Source organism: Aureimonas phyllosphaerae, from assembly GCF_047943035.1.
GTDB lineage: Bacteria > Pseudomonadota > Alphaproteobacteria > Rhizobiales > Rhizobiaceae > Aureimonas > Aureimonas phyllosphaerae.
Map to the genome: position 1 here is coordinate 1,443,172 of NZ_CP181348.1, position 20,031 is coordinate 1,463,202.

Annotated in this window: 15 protein-coding genes; 5 read left to right on the forward strand and 10 right to left on the reverse strand. The window is 68.6% G+C overall.

Going from position 1 to position 20,031, the window contains the following annotated elements:
• Positions 1–4: 4 nt before the first annotated feature.
• Positions 5–1,072, reverse strand: coding sequence for a hypothetical protein (locus tag ACLNGM_RS06705; protein WP_416357717.1), 1,068 nt, complete (start codon positions 1,070–1,072; stop codon positions 5–7).
• A gap of 294 nt (positions 1,073–1,366) precedes the next feature.
• Entirely contained in the window at positions 1,367–1,720 is a 354-nt protein-coding gene (locus ACLNGM_RS06710; RefSeq protein ID WP_416357718.1) for a hypothetical protein, read from the reverse strand.
• A 206-nt stretch (positions 1,721–1,926) separates the two neighbouring features.
• On the opposite strand from ACLNGM_RS06710, the gene ACLNGM_RS06715 reads away from it, so the two are divergent.
• The gene (locus tag ACLNGM_RS06715; protein ID WP_416357719.1) at positions 1,927–3,360 is read left to right on the forward strand and encodes a mannose-1-phosphate guanylyltransferase/mannose-6-phosphate isomerase; all 1,434 of its coding nucleotides are present in this window, start codon (positions 1,927–1,929) and stop codon (positions 3,358–3,360) included.
• 51 nt (positions 3,361–3,411) lie between these two features.
• Positions 3,412–4,824 carry a phosphomannomutase gene (locus ACLNGM_RS06720; RefSeq protein WP_416357720.1) on the forward strand — a complete coding sequence of 471 codons (1,413 nt, stop codon included), beginning with the start codon at positions 3,412–3,414 and terminating at the stop codon, positions 4,822–4,824.
• A gap of 167 nt (positions 4,825–4,991) precedes the next feature.
• Here ACLNGM_RS06720 and rfbD read toward each other — a convergent pair whose 3' ends face one another.
• Both rfbD and ACLNGM_RS06730 read right to left on the reverse strand, forming a co-directional pair.
• Entirely contained in the window at positions 4,992–5,867 is an 876-nt protein-coding gene (gene rfbD, locus ACLNGM_RS06725) for a dTDP-4-dehydrorhamnose reductase (RefSeq protein ID WP_416357721.1), read from the reverse strand.
• A gap of 36 nt (positions 5,868–5,903) precedes the next feature.
• Positions 5,904–6,821, reverse strand: a complete 918-nt coding sequence (locus tag ACLNGM_RS06730) for a LysR family transcriptional regulator (RefSeq protein ID WP_416357722.1) — start codon at positions 6,819–6,821, stop codon at positions 5,904–5,906.
• Positions 6,822–7,005: 184 nt separating this feature from the next.
• Between ACLNGM_RS06730 and ampC the strand changes: the two genes are divergently transcribed.
• Positions 7,006–8,127, forward strand: a complete 1,122-nt coding sequence (ampC, locus tag ACLNGM_RS06735; protein ID WP_416358401.1) for a class C beta-lactamase — start codon at positions 7,006–7,008, stop codon at positions 8,125–8,127.
• Between the two features lie 154 nt (positions 8,128–8,281).
• Here ampC and ACLNGM_RS06740 read toward each other — a convergent pair whose 3' ends face one another.
• The gene (locus ACLNGM_RS06740; RefSeq protein WP_416357723.1) at positions 8,282–8,656 is read right to left on the reverse strand and encodes a response regulator; all 375 of its coding nucleotides are present in this window, start codon (positions 8,654–8,656) and stop codon (positions 8,282–8,284) included.
• A gap of 213 nt (positions 8,657–8,869) precedes the next feature.
• On the opposite strand from ACLNGM_RS06740, the gene ACLNGM_RS06745 reads away from it, so the two are divergent.
• Positions 8,870–10,579 (forward strand): PAS domain-containing protein, encoded by a 1,710-nt coding sequence (locus tag ACLNGM_RS06745; protein ID WP_416357724.1) that lies wholly within the window; start codon positions 8,870–8,872, stop codon positions 10,577–10,579.
• 36 nt (positions 10,580–10,615) lie between these two features.
• Here the strand turns inward: ACLNGM_RS06745 and ACLNGM_RS06750 are convergent, their stop codons facing one another.
• Complete coding sequence (locus tag ACLNGM_RS06750; RefSeq protein WP_416357725.1) at positions 10,616–12,325, reverse strand: PAS domain-containing methyl-accepting chemotaxis protein; 1,710 nt, start codon at positions 12,323–12,325, stop codon at positions 10,616–10,618.
• 207 nt (positions 12,326–12,532) lie between these two features.
• On the opposite strand from ACLNGM_RS06750, the gene ACLNGM_RS06755 reads away from it, so the two are divergent.
• The gene (locus ACLNGM_RS06755) at positions 12,533–13,225 is read left to right on the forward strand and encodes a methyltransferase domain-containing protein (RefSeq protein WP_416357726.1); all 693 of its coding nucleotides are present in this window, start codon (positions 12,533–12,535) and stop codon (positions 13,223–13,225) included.
• A gap of 15 nt (positions 13,226–13,240) precedes the next feature.
• On the opposite strand, the gene ACLNGM_RS06760 is transcribed toward ACLNGM_RS06755, so the two are convergent.
• The 4 genes from ACLNGM_RS06760 to fdhF form a co-directional block, all read right to left on the reverse strand.
• The gene (locus ACLNGM_RS06760; RefSeq protein ID WP_416357727.1) at positions 13,241–14,752 is read right to left on the reverse strand and encodes a phospholipase D-like domain-containing protein; all 1,512 of its coding nucleotides are present in this window, start codon (positions 14,750–14,752) and stop codon (positions 13,241–13,243) included.
• A gap of 91 nt (positions 14,753–14,843) precedes the next feature.
• Positions 14,844–16,634, reverse strand: coding sequence for a chloride channel protein (locus tag ACLNGM_RS06765; protein WP_416357728.1), 1,791 nt, complete (start codon positions 16,632–16,634; stop codon positions 14,844–14,846).
• A gap of 204 nt (positions 16,635–16,838) precedes the next feature.
• Positions 16,839–17,156: a formate dehydrogenase subunit delta gene (locus ACLNGM_RS06770; RefSeq protein WP_416357729.1), complete on the reverse strand. Its 318-nt coding sequence runs from the start codon at positions 17,154–17,156 to the stop codon at positions 16,839–16,841.
• Positions 17,153–20,026, reverse strand: a complete 2,874-nt coding sequence (gene fdhF, locus ACLNGM_RS06775) for a formate dehydrogenase subunit alpha (RefSeq protein WP_416357730.1) — start codon at positions 20,024–20,026, stop codon at positions 17,153–17,155. The genes ACLNGM_RS06770 and fdhF overlap by 4 nt, the downstream gene beginning before the upstream one ends.
• Positions 20,027–20,031 lie beyond the last annotated feature (5 nt).

Sequence of the window (20,031 nt, forward strand, 5' to 3'; positions counted from 1 at the left end):
CGCCTCAGGCGAGGAGGATGTGCTCGGCCTTGAGATCGACGTTCGCGCCGATGAACGCGATCTCCTGCGAGCCGCCGGCGCCCGTGCCGTTCTCGTCGTAGGACAGGATGCCGGTCGCCCGGTTGTAGATCAGTTGGGCGTCGGTGCCGACGGCCGTGTTGAACTGCAGGTCGGCCGGATCCAGGGCGCCGTTGACCGCCGTGAGGCCGGTGAAGGCGCCCTGCGAGCGGTCGAGCACGATGACGTCGTCGGCGCCGAAGTCGAAGATGCCGTCGCGGTTGCCCGCACCCGCTTCCGCGAAGACGAACTTGTCGACGCCGCCATTGCCGTAGAGCCGATCGTTGCCCGCGCCGCCAGCGATGACGTTGTCGGCGGCGTTGCCGGTGATCAGGTTGTTCAGGCTGTTGCCCGTGCCGTTGATGGCGGCATCGCCGACGAGGCGCAGGCTCTCGATATTGGCGTTGTCGGCGCCGGCATCGCCGAGCTTCACTGAAACCGTCGTGAAGATCTGGTCGTGACCGCCGTTCGCGGCTTCGCCAGTGACCTTCTCGCCGACCGTGTCGAAGACGTAGGAGTCGTCGCCGGCCGAGCCCTTGAAGATGTCGAGACCGCCGCGGCCGTCGAGGAAGTCGTTGCCGGCGCCGCCGACCAGGACGTCCTGGTAGCCGCTCGCCTTGATGATGTAGCGCTCGACGCTTTCGCCGGTCAGCGAGCCGGTCGGGATGAAGCCGAAGGCATAGGACTTCACCGTCACGGCCGTCGCGTCGCCGGTCCCCTCGGACGACATGACGATCCGCTTGTCGGAGGTGAGCTCCAGCGTGTCGATGCCGGCGCCGCCGTCGAACTTCGAGCCGAACAGCAGACCGGTGTTCTCGTTGACGATCAGGCGATCGTCGCCGTTGCCGCCGAAGAAGTCGCTCGAGGTGATCACGCCGCCGCTGTCCGGCGTCTGGAAGACGTCGTTGCCGTCGAGACCGTGGACCGCGGCGTTCTTGTAGAACAGCGACGTCAGCGTGTCGTCGCTGTTCGTGAGAGACACCTTACCAAAAGATAAAAGTTTACTGAAATCCATGTCGACCCCCTGCTGTTGGTTAGCAACCTATTAATGACGCTAGGGGAGGAGTCAATCAGATGAATAATGATAAGTTAATGATAACAGTTTATGTCATATAGATTAAATCTGGCGCTATCAGGCGGTCGATGACGTTGGGGCAGTCGATGTCGGTTGGGGCCGATGTCGCGATCGGCGGACGGGCGTGCGGAGGTGATCCCGCGGATACGGGGCGCGAGTCGTCACGGAGCGGCTGGACGCTGCAGAGTCAGGGCAGGGGCGTTCGAGGCCCGGTGCGGGCCCGCCGTGGCCGGGTCAGCGGATATCGAGCTGGCGCTTTTCGCAGATGTCGATGTCTCTGTAGACCTTGAACGGCTTGGCCCTGGGGCGCGTCGCCGATCGCGCGCGCGCCGGCTGCGGATCGTTGAAGTTCACCGTGAAGGTGAAGATGCACTTGTTGTAGTCGTCGAAGATCGTCACCGTCCGCGAAGAGCCGCCGGTCAGCGGGATGCGGGTCAGGTTGCGGTTGTTGGCGACGAGTTCGCTTGCAAATGCTGTGACGGTGTAGATCGTCTCCGACGTCTCGTTCTTCAGTTCCACGCGCAGCGTCGCAGCGTCCGCGGGCGCGGCAGCAAGGAAGGTCAGGAGACAGGCCATCGATCGGCGCATCGGTCATCGTCCTCGTCGCGGTTGCATGGTCGAACTTGCGGTTTGCCCGCCGCTTGGCAAGCCGGATCCCCGCCGGTCATTAAGACCAATTCGAATGCTTTCTAGACAATGACGGACCTTTGCCGTCTATAGCGGGCCGATATGCCGGCCGCGCCGATGGGCTTGGCCGGGATGGTAGACGGTCGGTCGAGGAAAGAGTTGAGCGCATGACGGTATCCAGCAGGGCTCGCCAGGTTCATCCCGTCGTGATCGCCGGCGGCTCGGGAACGCGGCTCTGGCCGGTGTCGCGCGACACGATGCCCAAGCAGTTCGTCTCGCTTCTGGATTCCGGCCGCTCCACCTTCGAGGAGACGATTCTGCGCGTGTCCGGCCAAGGCTTCGCGCGCCCCGTCGTCGTCACCCATTCCGACTTCCGCTTCGTGGTCGCCGAGCAGCTCGCCGGCCTCGGGGTCGAGGCCGACATCGTGCTCGAGCCGGAGCGCCGCGATTCGGCGGCAGCCATCGCCGTCGGTGCGCTGATCGCGGCCGGGCGTGACGAAGACGCCGTCTGCCTGGTGCTCGCCGCGGACCATCTGATCCCCGACGGCGACCTCTTCACCGCCGACTGCCAGGAGGCCGCCGCGGCCGCGGCCGGCTTCCAGCGCATCATGCTCCTCGGCATCGAGCCGACCGGCCCGTCCACCGCCTACGGCTACATCGCGCCCGGCGCCCCGCTCGGCGACAGCGGCGCCTTCACGGTCGAGCGCTTCGCCGAGAAGCCGAACCGCGAGACGGCCGAGACCTATGTCGCGGAAGGCTATCGCTGGAACTCGGGCAACTTCGTCTTCCCGGCGCGCCTGATGCAGGAAGAGCTGTCGACCTATGCGCCCGAGGTCCTGAATGCCGCGCGCGGCGCGCTGGAGGCCGCCGTGCGCGACCTCGACTTCCTGCGCCTCGACGCCGACGCCTTCGCCAGGGCCCCGCGCATCTCGATCGACTACGCCGTCATGGAGAAGACGCGGCGCGCCGGCGTTCTGAAGACGCGCTTCCGCTGGTCAGACATCGGCTCCTGGGACGCCATGTTCGACGTCAAGGACAAGGACGAGGCCGGCAACGTCCTCGAGGGCGCCGTCAGCGTCCTCGACACGCACGGCTCCTTCGTGCGCTCCGACGAGGTGCTGACGACCGTCGTCGGCCTCGACGACGTCGTCGTGGTGACGACGCCCGACGCCGTTCTCGTCACCTCGCGCGAGCGGGCCGGCGAGGTGAAGTCGCTGGTCGCCAAGCTTCATGCCGAGAAGCGTCCCGAGGCCGGGCAGCACCACCGCATCCACCGCCCCTGGGGCTGGTACCAGCGGATCGACATCGGCGACAGGTTTCAGGTCAAGCATATCTGCGTCAAGCCGGGCGGCATCCTCAGCCTGCAGCGCCATTACCACCGCGCCGAGCACTGGGTCGTCGTGCGCGGCACCGCCGAGGTGACGGTCGACGGCGCGGTCAAGCTTTTCCACGAGAACGAGGCGGCCTACCTGCCGATCGGCTGCACCCACCGCCTGCACAATCCCGGCAAGATTCCGCTGAAGCTCATCGAGGTCCAGGTCGGCTCCTATACCGGCGAGGACGACATCGTGCGCATCGAGGACATCTACGCCCGCAATTGAGCCCGGCGGCTCCTGTTGCGTGCGGAACGAAGCTGAAGGGCAGGCCGGCGGATGAGCAGCTTGAAGTTCGGAACCAGCGGCCTGCGCGGCCTGGTGGTGGATCTCGTCGGCGGTCCGGCGGCCACCTGGACCGCGGCGTTCCTCGCCCATCTCGACGCGGCGGGCCTGAGCCCGGCCACGCGCGAGGTGATCGTCGGGCAGGATCTGCGCTCGTCGAGCCCGCAGATCGCCGCCGACTGCCTGCGCGCCGCCAGCGCCAGGGGTTGGCACGCGCTCGACGCCGGCGCGCTGCCGACGCCGGCGCTCGCGCAGGAGGCGATCCGGCGCGGCGCGGCCGCGGTGATGGTGACGGGCAGCCATATCCCGGACGATCGCAACGGCCTGAAGTTCTACCGCCCCGACGGCGAGATCACCAAGGCCGACGAGACCGGTATCCGCGCCGCCTTCGAGGCGGGGGAGCAGGCCGGTGAGGCGGGTGGGGAGCCCCGGACGCTCGAAGGCCTCACCGAGACCTACATCGACCGCATCGTCGGCTTCTTCGGGCCGGAGGCCCTGTCCGGTCTGCGGGTCGGCGTCTACCAGCAGAGCTCGGTCGCCCGCGACGTGCTCATCGAGGCGCTGGGCCGCCTCGGCGCCTCGCCCGAGCCGCTCGCCCGTGCCGACCGCTTCATTCCCGTCGACACCGAGGCGCATCGCCCGGAGGACCTCGACCTCATCGCCGGCTGGACGGCGGACGGTCGCTTCGACGCCGTCGTCTCGACCGATGGCGACGCTGACCGGCCGCTTCTGGCTGACGAGCGCGGCCGCATCGTGCGCGGCGATCTTCTTGGGCTCCTGACCGCCCGCCGGCTCGGCGCCGACATCGTGGTGACGCCGGTCACCTCGTCGTCGAGCCTCGAGCGCGCGCCGTTCCTCTCGCAGGTCGTGCGCACCCGCGTCGGCTCGCCCTTCGTGATCGAGGGAATGGAAGGCGCGGCGGGATCGGGCACCGTCGTCGGCTTCGAGGCGAACGGCGGCGTCCTCGTCGGTTCGGACGTGGAGCGGGACGGGTGCCGTCTGTCCGCGTTGAAGACGCGCGATGCGCTGCTTCCGATCGTCGCGACGCTCGCCGAGGCGAAGGCCGCCGGCCAGTCCGTGTCGCGTGTCGTCGAGGGCCTGGAGGCGGGCGCGGCGGCGGCCGATCGCCTGCCCGAAATCGCGGCTGACAAGAGCACGCCCTTCCTCGCCATGCTGGCGGCGGGGGGCGAGGATGCCCGGGCCTTCTTTGCCGAGCGCAGCACGATCGAGGACGTCAACACGTTCGACGGCGTGCGCACGACGCTCGCCGATGGCTCGACCGTTCACTACCGCGCCTCCGGCAACGCGCCGGAGCTGCGCTGCTATGTCGAGGCTGGGAGCGAGCCCGCCGCGGCCGAGCTTCTCGCCTGGGGTCTCGAAGCCGCCCGGCGTCGCCTCGGCGCCTGAGGTCCAAGAGCCCGTCCGGAAAGTCCCCGGCGGAGGATGGGCGAGGGATTTTCGTCGCCCATGAGGCGCCGAACGCAGTCGATGCTGGCGGCGTCAGTGAGAATCGGTCACGAAATGGGTGACGGAAAGCACCGCCGAGCCGACCCGGCGGACTTTCCGGACGGGCTCTAAAGAAGGCGGTCGAGGACGGCCTTCGTCGATACGCGCCAGTCGGGCAGGACGAGGCCGTAGACCCGGCCGAGCTTCTCGCCCGATAGGCGCGAATTGGCCGGTCGGCGCGCCGGCGTCGGATAATCCGCCGTGCCGATCCGCCCGACGGTGACGCGCTTGCCGGTGCGGGCCTCCCGTTCCGTGAAGATCGCCTTCGCGAAATCCGCCCAGGTCGCCTCGCCCGAGCCCGTCAGGTGGAAGGTGCCGCGCAGGCTCGGGTCGGGGTCCGCCGCCAGGCGCCGCGCGACCGCGATCACCGCGTCGGCGATATCGAGCGCGCTCGTCGGCGTGCCGTGCTGGTCGGCGACGACGTTCACCGCGTCGCGCGTCTCGCCGAGCCGCAGCATGGTCTTCAGGAAGTTCGCGCCGAAGGGCGAGTAGACCCAGGCCGTGCGCAGGATCGCATGGTTCGGCTGCGCTTGTGCAACGCGTCGCTCGCCTTCGAGCTTCGAGCGGCCGTAGACCGACACCGGTCCGGTCGGATCGCTTTCGACATAAGGGTCGGTCTTTTCGCCGGAGAACACGTAGTCGGTCGACAGGTGGACGATGGGGACGCCGAGTTCGGCGGCCACCGCCGCCAGCGCCGCGGGGCCCTCGGCGTTGACCGCAAAGGCGAGATCCGGCTCGCTTTCCGCCTTGTCCACCGCTGTGTAGGCCGCGGCCGAGACGATCGCATCCGGCCGGGCGGCCGAGACGGCGGCGCGGATCGAGGCGGCATCGGCCAGATCGAGGTCCGGTCGGCCGAGCGCGACGATGTCCACGCCCGCGGCCGGACCGCGCTCCAGAAGGGCCGAGACCACCTGTCCCTGCCGGCCCGTCACCACGATGCGCATCGATCGATCCCCATGCCTCAAGTCGTTCGCCCCTCCTTACGGCGTGAGCGGCGCCGTTTCGAGCAAAAAGGTTGGCCCAGCCTCTCGCGACGCCTCGGAGAGCCAGGACCGGAAGGCTGACATCGCGGAGGTCTCGGGACGCGAATTCAGGCGGGTGAGCCAGTAGCGGCCGAGGTCGACGACGTCCGCGAAGGGCTGGACCAGCGTGCCGGCGACGAGGTGACGGTCGAAGAGGGCCGGCGGCGCGAGTGCCACGCCCACGCCCATCAACGCCGCTTCGACCATGGCGAGCGAGGTGTCGAACACGATGCCGCCCGGCATTCGAACGTCGCCCTCGAGGCCGGCGAGCGCGAACCATTTGGCCCATTCGTCCGACCGGTAGGAGCGCAGCAGCCTCTGGCCGAGGAGATCCTCCGGCCTCGTTAGCGCGGCGGCGATCGCGGGCGTGCAGAGCGGGCTCAAGGGCGCGTCGAGGATCGGCTCCGACCACGTGCCGTGCCACGCGCCGTCGCCGAACCGAATGGCGTAGTCGAGGCCTTCGGCCGCCGGGTCGACGCGGTTGTTGTGGGTCGACAGGCGCAGGTCCACGAACGGGTGGCGCTCCGAGAAGTCGGACAGGCGCGGCACCAGCCAGCGGACCGCGAAGGTGCCGACGGCTCCCACCCGCAGCGTCTCGCGCATCGCGCCGTTCTCGAAGCGCGTCAGCGTACCCGCCATCCGGTCGAACGCGTCGCGCACGCCCGGCAGCAGCATCTCCCCCTCGCGCGTCAGCATCAGGCCGCGCGGCAGACGCTCGAAGAGCGCGGCGCCGAGCGACTGCTCCAGCGCCTTGACCTGATGGCTGACGGCCCCTTGCGTGACGTTCAGCTCGATCGCCGCGCGGGTGAACGACTGGTGGCGCGCCGACGCCTCGAAGGCCCGCAGCGCCGTCAGCGGCAGATAGGGCCTGGCCATCCTCGTCCCCCAATTTTTCTCATGGCTCGCCCGAGAATTCGTGGTTTGCGCCGGATGCCCGAAGTTCCGCAGATGCGGGTCAGAAAGATGCACCGGCGGACCGTCTCGCGGCCACCGCCACCCATAAGGTCAACGATCCATGCCCGCCAGCCCGACGCTCCGATCCCTTCTCTCCGGCCTTGCCATGGCGGCCTCTCTTGCCGCCTTGGTGTCGCCTGCGGCCGCCACCGATCCGGCGGCCGTCGAGCGCCAGGTCCGGTCGGTCATCGAGCCCGTCATGCGCGAGGCGTCCATTCCCGGCATGGCCGTCGTGGTGATCGAGAACGGTCGTCGCCATCAGTTCAATTTTGGTGTCGATGCGCCCTCGGGCGGCAAGCCGGTGACGGCGGACACGCTGTTCGAGCTCGGCTCGCTATCGAAGACCTTCACCGCGACGCTCGGCGCGACGGCGGAGGCCGAGGGGCACCTGTCGCTCTCCGACCCCGCCGAACGCTACGAGCCGGCCCTTGCGGGACACCTCATCGGCCGCGCGACGCTTCTCGACCTTGCGACCTATACGGCCGCCGGTCTGCCGCTGCAGTTTCCCGACGACGTGTCGGGCAACGAGGCGATCCTTCGCTATTTCCAGAACTTCCGGCCGGAGGTCGAGCCCGGAACGGTACGACGCTACTCCAACCCGTCGATCGGCCTCTTCGGCGATCTTGCGGGGCGCGCGACGGGAGAGGGCTTCGAAGCGACGATGACGCGCGACATCCTGCCCGCTCTCGGCCTTCGCAGCACGTTCCTGACGGTCCCGGAGCGCGAGATGCCCCGCTACGCCTTCGGCACCGCGCCGACCGGCGAGGCGATCCGCGTGTCGCCCGGCCCGCTCGACGGATCGGCCTACGGGCTGAAGTCCACGGCTACCGACATGGCGCGCTTCGTGGAGGTGCAGATCGATCCCTCCTCGCTGCCCGCCCCGCTTCGCGCCGGGGTCGAGGCGACCCATCTCGGGCACGCCCGGGTCGGTCCGATGGTGCAGGGGCTCGGATGGGAGCAGTATCCCTATCCGGTCGATGTCGAGATGCTTCTGACCGGCAACTCGGCCGACATGGCGTTGAAGCCGCAAACCGCGACGCGCCTCGATCCGCCACAGGCACCGCAGGGCGCGGTGCTCTTCAACAAGACCGGCTCGACCCGCGGCTTCGGCGCCTATGCCGCCTTCGTGCCGGAACGGCGGATCGGCGTCGTGTTCCTGGCGAACCGCAACTGGCCGAACGCGACACGCGTGCGGGCTGGCCATGCGATCCTGTCGGCGCTGGACTAGAGCGCTGTCCGAGCGGATCGAACGGTCGTCATCGCCCTTCGGACGCCCGCTGCACCGCAGAGCGCTTTCGCCCCGTGCCGGCCTTGCTCGAGAACCGAAACCGCCTCAGTGCCGACCACCCGATCCGGTCGGAAAACGCTCCGGAGGCGACGCGTCAGCTCCGCTCGAAAAGAAGGCGCACGACGTTGTCCGTATCGGCCGGCTTACGGAACACCGGCACGTCGTCGTATTCCTGGGGGATGATCCAGTCGTCGTAGCCGGTGACGAAGACGATCGGCACGCCGTGGCGGCGCAGCGCGTGGGCGACCGGAAAGACCTTGTCGCCCGCCAGATTGACGTCGAGGATCGCAGCATCGACTGGCCCGCCGCCTTCCAGGACGTTCAACGCATCGTCGACGCTCGCGACCGGCCCGACGACCTCGCCGCCACCTGCTCTCACCGCCGCGGTCAGCGCTTCGGCAGCGAAATACTCGTCCTCGACGATCAGGACGCGTTGGCCGGAGAGTTCGAAGGCAGAGGCTGTGAACATGGCGCAGTCCGCTCGCGCGCGATCCTTTTCTTGCGATGTAAGAGCTTTACAACCGCTTGGCGAATGAAATGGCGGTAAGAAACTCGTCTCGCCTACCGAAGCATTCCGCCCGGGCCGCCGATTGCCATCTTCGGGAGGGCGCGGCGGGCTTGTGCCGGCCCGTTTCCGCTCGTTAGATCAGGCGCACGATGGATCGGCCGAAGGACAGTGCGGATGGTTCCCGAGCCTTTCGACCACCTGCCGCCGGACCTTCTCGCCGGCTTCGTCGACTGCCTCTGGCGGATGGACCGCGACGGAATCGTGACCGCCGGTGGACCGATTGCGAGCCATGCCGCCGATGCGTCGGCCTGGGCCGGGCGACGTTTCGTCGAGTGCGTCGACCCGCAGGACCGGCCACGCGCCGAGCGCCTCTGGAGCGAAGCCGTGGCCGGGCAGGCGCCGGTCGAGGGTTCGCTTCGCCTCGCGGCCGACGGCGGGCGCGACCTTTTTCGCCTCCGCTTGGTACCCGTCACGAATGGGGGCTGGCACGGCATCGGCCGGCGCGTGTCGCAGGACGACCTGCAGGCCGAGGCTCACCGCCGGCTGATCGAGACGATCGACGACGGGTTCTGCACGCTCGAACTGATCCCGGGCGCCGACGGTCAGCCGGTCGACTACCGCTTCCTGTCGGTCAATCCCGCCTTCGAGCGACAGAGCGGCCTTGCGGATGCCGCAGGGCGCACCGCACTCGAACTCGTGCCCGAACTGCCGCAGGAGTGGCTGAAGATCTACGGACGTATCGCCCGCAGCGGCGAGGCCGAGCGATTCGAGGAGGAACAGAAATCGCCGCACCGGTTCTACGAGGTCTACGCGACCCCGTTCGATCGGTCCGGCCTCGGCCGGATCGCCGTTCTGTTTCGCGACATCCTGCCCCGCCGAAAGGCCGAGGAACGGCTGTCCACCAGCGAGCGTCGGCTGACGACCCTCGTCCAGGGCATGCCGCAGCTCGTCTGGCGGGCCAGCGCCGCCGGCCGCTGGACTTGGGCAAGCCCGCAATGGGCGGCCTATACCGGCCAGGCGATGGTCGAGGCGAGCGGCTTCGGCTGGCTGAAGGCCGTCCATCCCGACGACCGGCAGCGCGTGGTCACCGCCTGGCGGGAGGCGGGCGCGCGCGGCGAGTTCCGAGCGGAGATCCGGATCCGCGGCGTGGAGGAGGGGGCCGAGCGCTGGTTCCAGGCCAGGGCGCTGCCGGTCCTCGACGAGCGGGGCAAGGTGGTGGAATGGATCGGCACCTCGACCGATGTCGACGAGATGCACCAGTTGCGCGGTCGGCAGGACGTCCTTCTCGCCGAGCTCCAGCATCGGACGCGCAATCTCCTCGGCGTCGTCACCTCGGTCGCCGAGCGCACCGCGCGCAACGCTGCCTCGCTGGAGGACTTCCTCCCCCGCCTGCGCGAGCGGCTGCTGGCGCTCTCGCGCATCAACGGGCTTCTGTCGCAGCTCGACCGCGGCCAGCGCGTCACCTTCGATTCATTGATTCGCGCCGAACTGGAGGCGCGGGGGTTTCTCGACCCCGACGGCGACGCGCGGGTGCTCCTCGACGGGCCGGACGGGGTTCGCCTTCGCTCGGCCAGCGTCCAGACCTTCGCGCTGGCGATCCACGAACTTGCCACCAACGCCGTGAAATACGGGGCCCTGTCGCAGGACGAAGGCCGGCTCGCGGTGCATTGGCGGCTCTGCGAAGCCGACAGCGGCCTGCGCCGTCTCGTTGTCGACTGGATCGAAAGCGGGCCTGAGCGCCCGGTCGCCCCACCACCTCTGCCGGGCGGCGGCTACGGCCGGGAACTGATCGAAAAGGCGCTGCCCTACCAACTGAAGGCAAGAACCACCTATGAGATCGGGCCGGGCGGCGTGCGCTGCACGATCGACCTGCCGGTGGACTGAGCGGCCGGCGGCTTCCCTCCCGTCGCGGCTTGCGCCTCAGAAGCCGCTTGCGATCCGCGCATGGAGCGTGTGGACGGGTGAGCCTCGCCGCGGGGCGCTGCGCTCCGCCGCCAGTTCGAACCGGCCGATCATCTCGTTCAAGGCCCCGACCTCACCCGACAGTTCGGCACAGGCGGCAGCCGATTCCTCCACCATCGCGGCATTGCGCTGGATCGAGCGATCGAGCGTTCCGACACCCGTGTTGACCTCGTCGAGCCCGTGCGCCTGGTTGCGGACGGCATCGACGATCACGCCGACATGGTCGTTCACGGCGGCGAACTTGTCGACGATGCTTTGCAGCGACACGCCGGCACGCCCCACGAGATCGACGCCCTCGGCCACCTGCTCGCGCGAGGTCGAGATCAGCGCCTTGATCTCCTTGGCGGCCTCGGCCGAGCGCTGTGCGAGCCCGCGTACCTCCTGCGCCACCACCGCGAACCCGCGTCCTGCCTCGCCGGCGCGCGCGGCCTCGACGCCCGCGTTGAGCGCGAGAAGGTTGGTCTGGAAGGCGATCTCGTCGATCACGCCGATGATCGAGCCGATCCGGTCGGAGGAGCCCTGGATCTTGCCCATCGCGTCCACCGCGACGCCGACGATGGAGCCCGACTGCTCGGCTTCGCGGCGGGTGCGGGCGACGAGTTCGCCCGCTTCCTCCGCCTTGCTGCTGGCAATCCGCATCCCCGAATTCATCGCGGACAGCGCCGCCGAGATCTCCTCCACCGCCGCGGCATCCTGTTCGGTGCGTCGGGCGAGGTCGTCGGACGCGGCGCGCAGGCCGTCGGCATTGGCCTGGATCGAGGCACCGTTGCGGGAGATCGCGAGCATCGCCGCGCCGAGCGTTTCCACCGACCCGTTGAAGCTCTGGCGGATCGGATCGAGCGCGGGCGTGAAGGGCGTCTCGATGCGGCGATCGAGGTCGCCGCCCGCCAGCGCCGTCAACGCCTGGCCCAGCGTCCGGACGGCGCGCACACGCCCGCTGACGTCGGAGGCGAACTTCACGATCCTCGCGACCTTGCCGTCCAGTCCGAGCACCGGGTTGTAGGAGGCCTGGATGAAGACGTCCTGCCCGTCCTTGGCCACACGGCGGAACTCGTCGGCGATGAACTCGCCGGCGCGCAGGCGCGACCAGAACTCCGCGTAGGCGGGAGAGGCCGCCTCGGCGCGATCCACGAACAGGCTGTGATGGCGGCCGACGATCTCGTCCAGCCGGTACCCGAAGGCCTTCAGGAACGACGGGTTGGCGGTGATGATCTCGCCGTCCAGCGTGAACTCGATGATGGCCTGGGAGCGGTCGAGCGCGGCGATCCGCGCAGAGCTGTCGATCTGTCGCTGCTTGGTGGCCGTGATGTCATTGGCGAACTTGACGATCTTGACCGGCTTTCCCGCGCGGTTGAGGATCGGGTTGTAGTTGCCCCGGATGAAGACCTCGCGCCCGCCCTTGGCCAGGCGGCGGAACTCGTCGCACTCGAACTCGCCGCGGCGCAGCTTCGCCCAGAAGGCGGCGTATTCCGGCGAGGCGGCATAGGCATCCTCGACGAAGAGGCGGTGCGAGCGCCCGACGATCTCGCCTTCGGTATAGCCCATCAGGTCGCAGAAGTTGCGGTTCGCCCGCAGGATCTTGCCGTCGAGGTCGAACTCGATCATCGCCATCGACAGGTCGAGAGCCGAGAGGATTCGGTCGGCTTCCGAGGCGAACAGGCCACTCATGTCAGGATCTCCCGATGACGTGGGTCGGATCCTAAACGCCGCCTCTTAAAATCGCTTAAAAATTGATTGTACGATACATGCTTCGTGCCGAACGAAAGAATTGTTAAAATTTTCCAAGTTAACTGCATTCGATCATGGATTATTAAGGAATGTTGACTGGGCTGGGATTAACGGCAGTTTAACCTCACGAAAAGGCGAGGTGCCGTTATGACAATTGCAGCCGACGATTGGGTCAAGCCGAACCCCCTGTCCAACCCCGAAAGTCTCGAGTTCCGCTTCCGGGCGCGTCGCTTCGCGCAGGTTGCGTCCCTGATCGAGGCGGCGCTCGCGACGCGCCGCGAGATCGAGATCCTCGATCTCGGCGGAACCGAGACATACTGGAACATCGGCGCGGAGCTTCTGGCGCGCCATGCCGGGCGGATCACCATCACGCTCGTCAACAACGAGGCGGCACCGGAGCCGCAGGGCGCAATGTTCCGAAACCACTTCGGCAATGCGTGCGATCCCACGCTCTTCAACGGGCGGCAGTTCGATCTCGTCCACTCCAACTCGGTCATCGAGCATGTCGGCGACTGGGACGCGATGGTCGCCTTTTCCCGCACCGTCCACCGTCTCGGGTCGCGCCACTTCATCCAGACGCCGAACTACTGGTTTCCGCTCGAGCCGCATTTCCGCGTCGTCGGGTTCCAGTACCTGCCGATCGCCCTGCGCGCGGCGCTGACGCGCCACTTCAACCTCGGCTTCTTCCCGCGCGCGCGCAGCGCCGCCGAGGCCTGGAGCAATGTCCGCGATATCCGGCTTCTCGATGCACGCATGATGCGCACGCTGTTTCCGGGATCGCGGATCGAGATGGAACGCGTCGCCGGGCTCAACAAGTCGATCATGGCGATCCGCGACTGAGGCCGACAGGCGGGGCTAGCGCACCTTGTGCCGGTGCTGCCGGATCCGCCGCCGCAGGCGACCGATGAGATGTCGGCGCTTCGAGAGGGGCTCGAACATCTCGGCCGGGCCCTCGGGATCGAGGATCTTGTTGTCGGCGAGCCATGCCTCGACCTCGTTGAGCTCGGGCGTCTCGTAGGGGACGAGCGAGCGGCCGGGACCGCGCAGCGCCTCGATCGCCGCGATCAGGGATCCGCTCGTCGCCAACGCGTCTGACACTTCGTCGGGTCTGCGGCCGAGGTGCTCGGCGAGGAGATCGTTGCGGATGTCGACGATCGACCCCGCCGCGCCGTCCGGCGCCAGCGCGGCGTCCACCGTGACGTCGCATTCGGTGTCGAGCCGCATCGAGCGGTTGTTCATGTTGGACGAGCCGACGCGCAGGAACCGATCGTCGACGACGAGGATCTTGGCGTGGACGTAGATCGCCTCGCCGCCCTCGTTCACCGGATGGTACATGCGGAAACGGCCGTGACGGTCGAGCTGCCTGAGCGCCTCGACGAGGCGCGCGCGGGCCGTGTCCATTGCGATCGGCTCCAGCCATCCCTGCGCCGAGACCGGGTTGATCACGACGATCTCGGGGCCGTCCGGCTCCTCCAGTCGGTGCGCGATCGCCTCCGCGATGCGCCGCGAGGCGAAATACTGACTTTCGGCATAGACGATGCGGCGCGCGGCGCGGATCTGGTCGACATAGAGGTCTTCGATCTCGTGCACCGCGTCGCGATGGCTGAGTTCGGGTGCCGAACGCGACACGGCGATGTCGAGGTCGCGGAAGGTCGTCCACAGACCCTCGGGCCAGATCGCCGTCTCGCCCTCGATCGGCTTCGGGTCCGGCGCGCCGCCGGCGGTCAGCCATCGCTGGCGACAGATCTCGCCGAGCCGGGCGGCAGCCGGGCCGGTCAGCGCCGTCGAGGCGTCGTGCCAGGGCTTGTAGCGGCGGCGCGTGAAGGGGCGGCGGCGCCGCTCGTCCTGGAACGCGTGGGCCCGCGTGTCCCAGCGGTCGGCCGTCATGTCGATCCCGCCGCAGAAGGCGAGGGCATCGTCGATCACCACGATCTTCTGGTGGTGCGAGGAGCCGGTCGGATGGGCGCCGTCGAGCTTGGTGTGGATGCGCGGATGCGCCATCCACTTGAGGAGGGTGAAGAAGGTCGAGCCGCGCAAGAGCGTCTTCAGAGCGCCGACGTCCCAGCGAAGAAGGAAGATCTCGAGGTCCGGATTGCGCTCCACCAGCCAGAGCACGAAGTCGCCGAGCTTCTCCGGGCCTTCCGCCCCTGCCTCGTAGCCGAGCGCGATGCGGCCGTCGAAGTCCCAGCCGACCAGCATGATGCGCCGCCGCGCGGCCGTCATCGCCTGCCGGGCGAAGCGGAAATAGTCGTCGGCGTCGACGATCACCGACAGGCGGTCCGCCCGGTCGATCGCCATGCAGTTGCGCCCCGGCTCCAGGATCGTCGTCGGGGCGGCTTCGGCGGTCGCCACGTTCACAGCATCCACGGCCGATGTTCCTTCTTCGCTCATGCCGCGGTGCGCGACCGCAGGTGTTCCATACCAGAGGCGGGACGCAAAGCCATGACGGGCGCCGTCCTCAGCGGACTTCCCCTGCCGCCTCGCGGCGCCGGAGGTCGAGCTCCTCGCTGTAGCGACGCAGCGTGTGGCTTTCGGTCAAGAGGCCGACGACGTTGCGCGTCTTCGCCCCGTCCACCACCGCCAGTGCCTCGCTCTCCGCCCGGTCGAAGAGGCTCGCCGCCTCGCGCGCGCTCATCTGCGGCAGGAGCACGGCGTCCTTCCAGCGCAGGAGGGTGTCGATCTTAGCCTCGAGGTCGGTCGCCTCGTCGGAATAGGCGTCGGCGACGAGCACGATGCCGGCATAGGCGCCCGTCGCGTCCACCACCACGACGCGCTGGGCGGAGCCGAGCGGGAAGTCGCGCCGGAAGGTCTTGAGGCTGGTTCCGAGCGTCGTGGTGCGAACGTCGGTGCGCATCATGCGGCCCACCGTCAGGTTGCGGATCCAGCCGACATCGTGGGCGCTGCGGATGTTCTCGCCGCGCAGGTGGAAGCGCCAGGTGGCGAAGGAATAGCCGAAGGTCTTGCGGGCGGTCAGCGATGCGGTGACGACGGCGGCGAGCGCCAGCGCGGTGATCGGGAAGTCGCCGGTCATCTCCAGCGCCAGGAAGGTCATCGTCATCGGCCCGCCGACGATGGTGACGGCGAGCGAACTCATGCCGACGATCGCGAAGGTGACCGCAGTCAGGGCGGTGTGCGGAAACACGTAGGGCGCGGCCGCCGCAAAGAGGTTGCCGAGGAGCGCGCCCATGAAGAGCGAGGCGAAGAACAGGCCCCCGCGAAAGCCGCTGCCGATGGAGACCGCCGACGCCAGCGCCTTCAGCGCCAGGATCAGCGCGAGCATCGACAGGGAGGCGGGCAGGTCGAGCTGCAGATGGAGCGCGCCGTGGCCCGACGAGAGAACCTGCGGCGTGACGAGCGCCAGCGCCCCGACGAGGAGACCGCCCGCGATGGGGCGCAGCGGCGCCGGTAGGCCGGAGCCGCGGATGCCGCGCTCGACGCTCGTCACGCCCTTCATGATGGCGATGCCCAGGCCGGCTGCGAGGATCGCAAGGAGGATCGCCGGCGGATAGTCGAGCGCCGTGATCCGGCCCGGCGTGCCGACCTCGATCAGGAAGGGGGCGGCCCCCAGGAGCTGTGCGACGAACGTCCCGCAGAGCGCCGCCGCCACGACGGGCGCGAGCGTGACGACGGAATAGGTGCCGATGATGAGCTCGAACGCGTAGAAGGCGCCGGTGAGCGGCGCGTTGAAGGCGGCGGCGATGGCACCCGCCGCGCCGCAGCCGACCAGCATTCGCAGGTCCCCCCGCCGCATCTCGAAGGCGGTGCCGAGACGCGAGGCGAGCCCGCCCGACATCTGCGTGTAAGCCGCTTCCAGCCCGACCGAGGCGCCGAAGCCGTTGGACACGAGGTTCTGCGCCACCACGATCACGCTGTCGCGCAGCGACATGCGTCCGCCGTGCAGCGCGTTGGCCTCGATCGGATCGACCAGCGGCCGCGCCTTGCGCCTGCGTGTGGCAAACAGCCAGAGGCCGAGAAGCGCACCGCCGCAGGCCGGCAGGGCCGCGTGCCAGGGAGAGGCGAGGGCCGTCATCGAGCTGAGATGCCCGTCGTCGGCCGAAAACAGGAGCATGTGCAGCGCCTGCGCCGCCCGGCCGATCGCGGTCACCACAAGGCCGGCGACCACGCCCACCACGCAGGCGACGATCACCAGTCCGATCTCGTTGCCGCGGACCCAGGCGCGGAAGCGGCTGGGTGCCTTGACCGGAACCGTGGTCGCCGGCGTCTCCTGTGGAGCCGTGCCTCCGTCCATCGTCGCGATCGCCGCCAGTTCTCGTCAGCCCTTCGTCCGGGCTACATAGGCCACGACCGGCAAAGGGCTCGCGCCGGCGGCGATCTTTCATGAACCGGAGCGCTTTCCGGCCGGATCGATCGGTCGTCATCGTCCTTCGGACGCCCGCTGCGCGGCGGGGCGCCTTCGCCCCGAGCCCACCAATCGACCCGCTCGGAACGCGCTCTAGCCCGCGTCTGACCCCGGCTTGGTGCCGACCGACAGGCCGCCGGCGGCTTCCAGGCGCCGGTGCGCGGCCTTGGGCGGGCGGGCACGCAGCGAGGCGAGCCCCTCCAGCGCCAGCGGGCGAAGGTCCGCGCCGCCGGCGTCGACATGGGCGAAGATCATGTCGCGCATGCGCGGCGTCCAGAAGGCCGCGACGTGGTCGGCGACGCCGAGAACGCCCGGCTCATGCGCCTGGCTTTCGAAGAAGCGCGCCACCTGGTTGACCATGGTGACGAGCTTCTGCGTCTCGCCGTCGTGGGGTTCGGGTGCCGCGCTCATTCGGCGGGCTCGGCGGCGGCCACGCGGCGCGAGGTGGCGGCGAACGAGTTGTAGCGCTCCTGCCAGTCGGTCGGCCCGTTGGAGGGCGAGACCTGGACCGCCGTGACCTTGTATTCCGGGCAGTTGGTCGCCCAGTCGGAATAGTCGGTCGTCACGACGTTCGCCTGCGTCAGCGGATGGTGGAAGGTCGTGTAGACGACGCCTGGCGCCACGCGGTCGGTGATGAGGGCGCGCAGCGTGGTGTCGCCCGCCCGGCTCGCGACCTTGACGAAGGCCCCCTCACGAATGCCGCGCTCCTCGGCGTCGTGCGGATGGATCTCGAGGAGGTCCTCCTCGTGCCACATCGTGTTGTCGGTGCGCCGCGTCTGCGCGCCGACATTGTACTGCGAGAGGATGCGGCCCGTCGTGAGAAGCAGGGGAAAGCGCGGGCCCACCTTCTCGTCGGTCGGCACGTATTCTGTGACGACGAAGAGGCCCTTGCCGCGCACGAAGCCTTCGAGGTGCATCAGCGGCGTGCCGAGCGGGGCCTTGTCGGTGACGGGCCACTGGAGGGTTTCGGTCTCCAGCCGCTCGTAGGAGACACCGGCAAAGGTCGGGGTGAGCGCCGCGATCTCGGCCATGATCTCGGAAGGGTGCCCGTAGTTCATCGGGAAGCCCAGCGCGTTGGCGAGAAGTTGCGTGATCTCCCAGTCGGCGTAGCCGTTCTTCGGCTTCATGACGCGGCGCACGCGCTGGATGCGCCGCTCGGCGTTGGTGAAGGTCCCGTCCTTCTCGAGGAAGGTCGAGCCCGGCAGGAAGACGTGGGCGTGGACGGCCGTCTCGTTCAGGAAGAGGTCCTGCACCACGACGCATTCCATCGCGGCAAGACCGGCCGTCACGTGGCGCGTGTTGGGGTCGGACTGAAGGATGTCCTCGCCCTGGATGTAGATGCCCTTGAACTCGCCGGCGACGGCGGCGTCCAGCATGTTGGGAATGCGCATGCCCGGCTCGTCGTCGAGCTCGACGCCCCACATCGTCTCGAACAGCGCGCGCGCCGTGTCGTCCGACACGTGGCGGTAGCCCGAGAGCTCGTGCGGGAAGGAGCCCATGTCGCAGGCACCCTGCACGTTGTTCTGGCCGCGCAGCGGGTTCACGCCCGCGCCGCGCTTGCCGATGTTGCCGGTCGCCATCGCAAGGTTCGCGATCGCCATCACCGTGGTCGAACCTTGCGAGTGCTCGGTGACGCCGAGGCCGTAGTAGATCGCGGCCCTGCCGCCGGTGGCATAGAGCCGGGCCGCGGCGCGAAGCTCGTCCGCCGGTACGCGCGTCATCGGCTCCGAGGCTTCCGGCGAGCGCGAGGCGTCGGACACGAACTCGGCCCAGGCCTGGAAGGCCTCGAGGTCGCAGCGCTCGCGCACGTAGGTCTCGTCGACGAGGCCTTCGGTGACGATCACATGCGCCATCGCGGTGAGGACGGCGACGTTGGTGCCGGGGCGCAGCGGCAGATGGTGCGCGGCCTCGACATGGGGCGTCTTGACGAGATCGATGCGGCGCGGGTCGACGACGATCAGCTGCGCGCCCTCGCGCAGGCGCTTCTTCATGCGGCTCGCAAAGACCGGATGCCCGTCGGTCGGGTTGGCGCCGATCACGAGGATGACGTCGGCCTCCTCGACCGAATCGAAGTCCTGCGTGCCGGCCGAGGTACCGAGCGTCGTCTTCAGGCCGTAGCCCGTCGGCGAGTGGCAGACGCGGGCGCACGTGTCGACGTTGTTGTTGCCGAAACCGGCGCGGATCAGCTTCTGGACGAGGAAGGTCTCCTCGTTGGTGCAGCGCGAGGAGGTGATGCCGCCGACGGAGTTGCGTCCGTACTTCGCCTGGATGCGCTTGAACTCGGATGCCGTGTGGGCGATCGCCTCCTCCCACGACACCTCGCGCCAGGGCTCGGAGGTCGAGTTGCGGATCATCGGCGAGGTGATGCGCTCGCGGTGGTTGGCGTAGCCATAGGCGAAGCGGCCCTTAACGCAGGAATGGCCGTGGTTCGCCTTGCCGTCCTTCCACGGCACCATGCGCACCAGTTCCTCGCCCCGCATCTCGGCCTTGAACGAGCAGCCGACGCCGCAATAGGCGCAGGTCGTGACCTTGGAATGCTCCGGCACGCCCATTGCCACGACCGACTTCTCCATCAGCGTCGCGGTCGGACAGGCCTGCACGCAGGCGCCGCAGGACACGCATTCGGAGGAGAAGAAGTCCTCGCCCTGGCTGGGCGAAACGCGGCTGTCGAAGCCGCGGCCGGCGATCGTCAGCGCGAAGGTGCCCTGCACCTCCTCGCAGGCCCGCACGCAGCGCGAGCAGACGATGCATTTTGACGGATCGTACTGGAAATAGGGGTTGGAGAGGTCCTTCTCCATGAAGAGCGGGTTCGGGCTGCCGTGCTCGTGAGGATGCACGTGGTTCTCGCCGTGCTGGCCGTAGCGCACCTCGCGCAGGCCGACCTCGCCGGCCGTGTCCTGCAACTCGCAGTCGCCGTTCGCCGAACAGGTGAGGCAATCCAGCGGGTGGTCGGAAATATAGAGCTCCATCACGCCGCGGCGGAGCTTGGCGATCCGGTCGGTCTGGGTCTTTACCACCATGCCGTCGGCGGCCAGCGTCGTGCACGAGGCGGGCGTTCCGCGCATGCCTTCCACTTCGACGAGGCACATGCGGCAGGAGCCGAAGGGCTCGAGACTGTCCGTCGCGCAGAGCTTCGGGATCTTGGTGCCCATCTCGGCAGCCGCGCGCATCAGCGAGGTGCCGGCGGGGACGGTTACCGTCTCGCCGTCGATCGTCAACGTGACGTGTTTCTCGGCGCGGCGAGCCGGGGTGCCGTAGTCGGTTTCGGGAACGAGAGACATGGTCG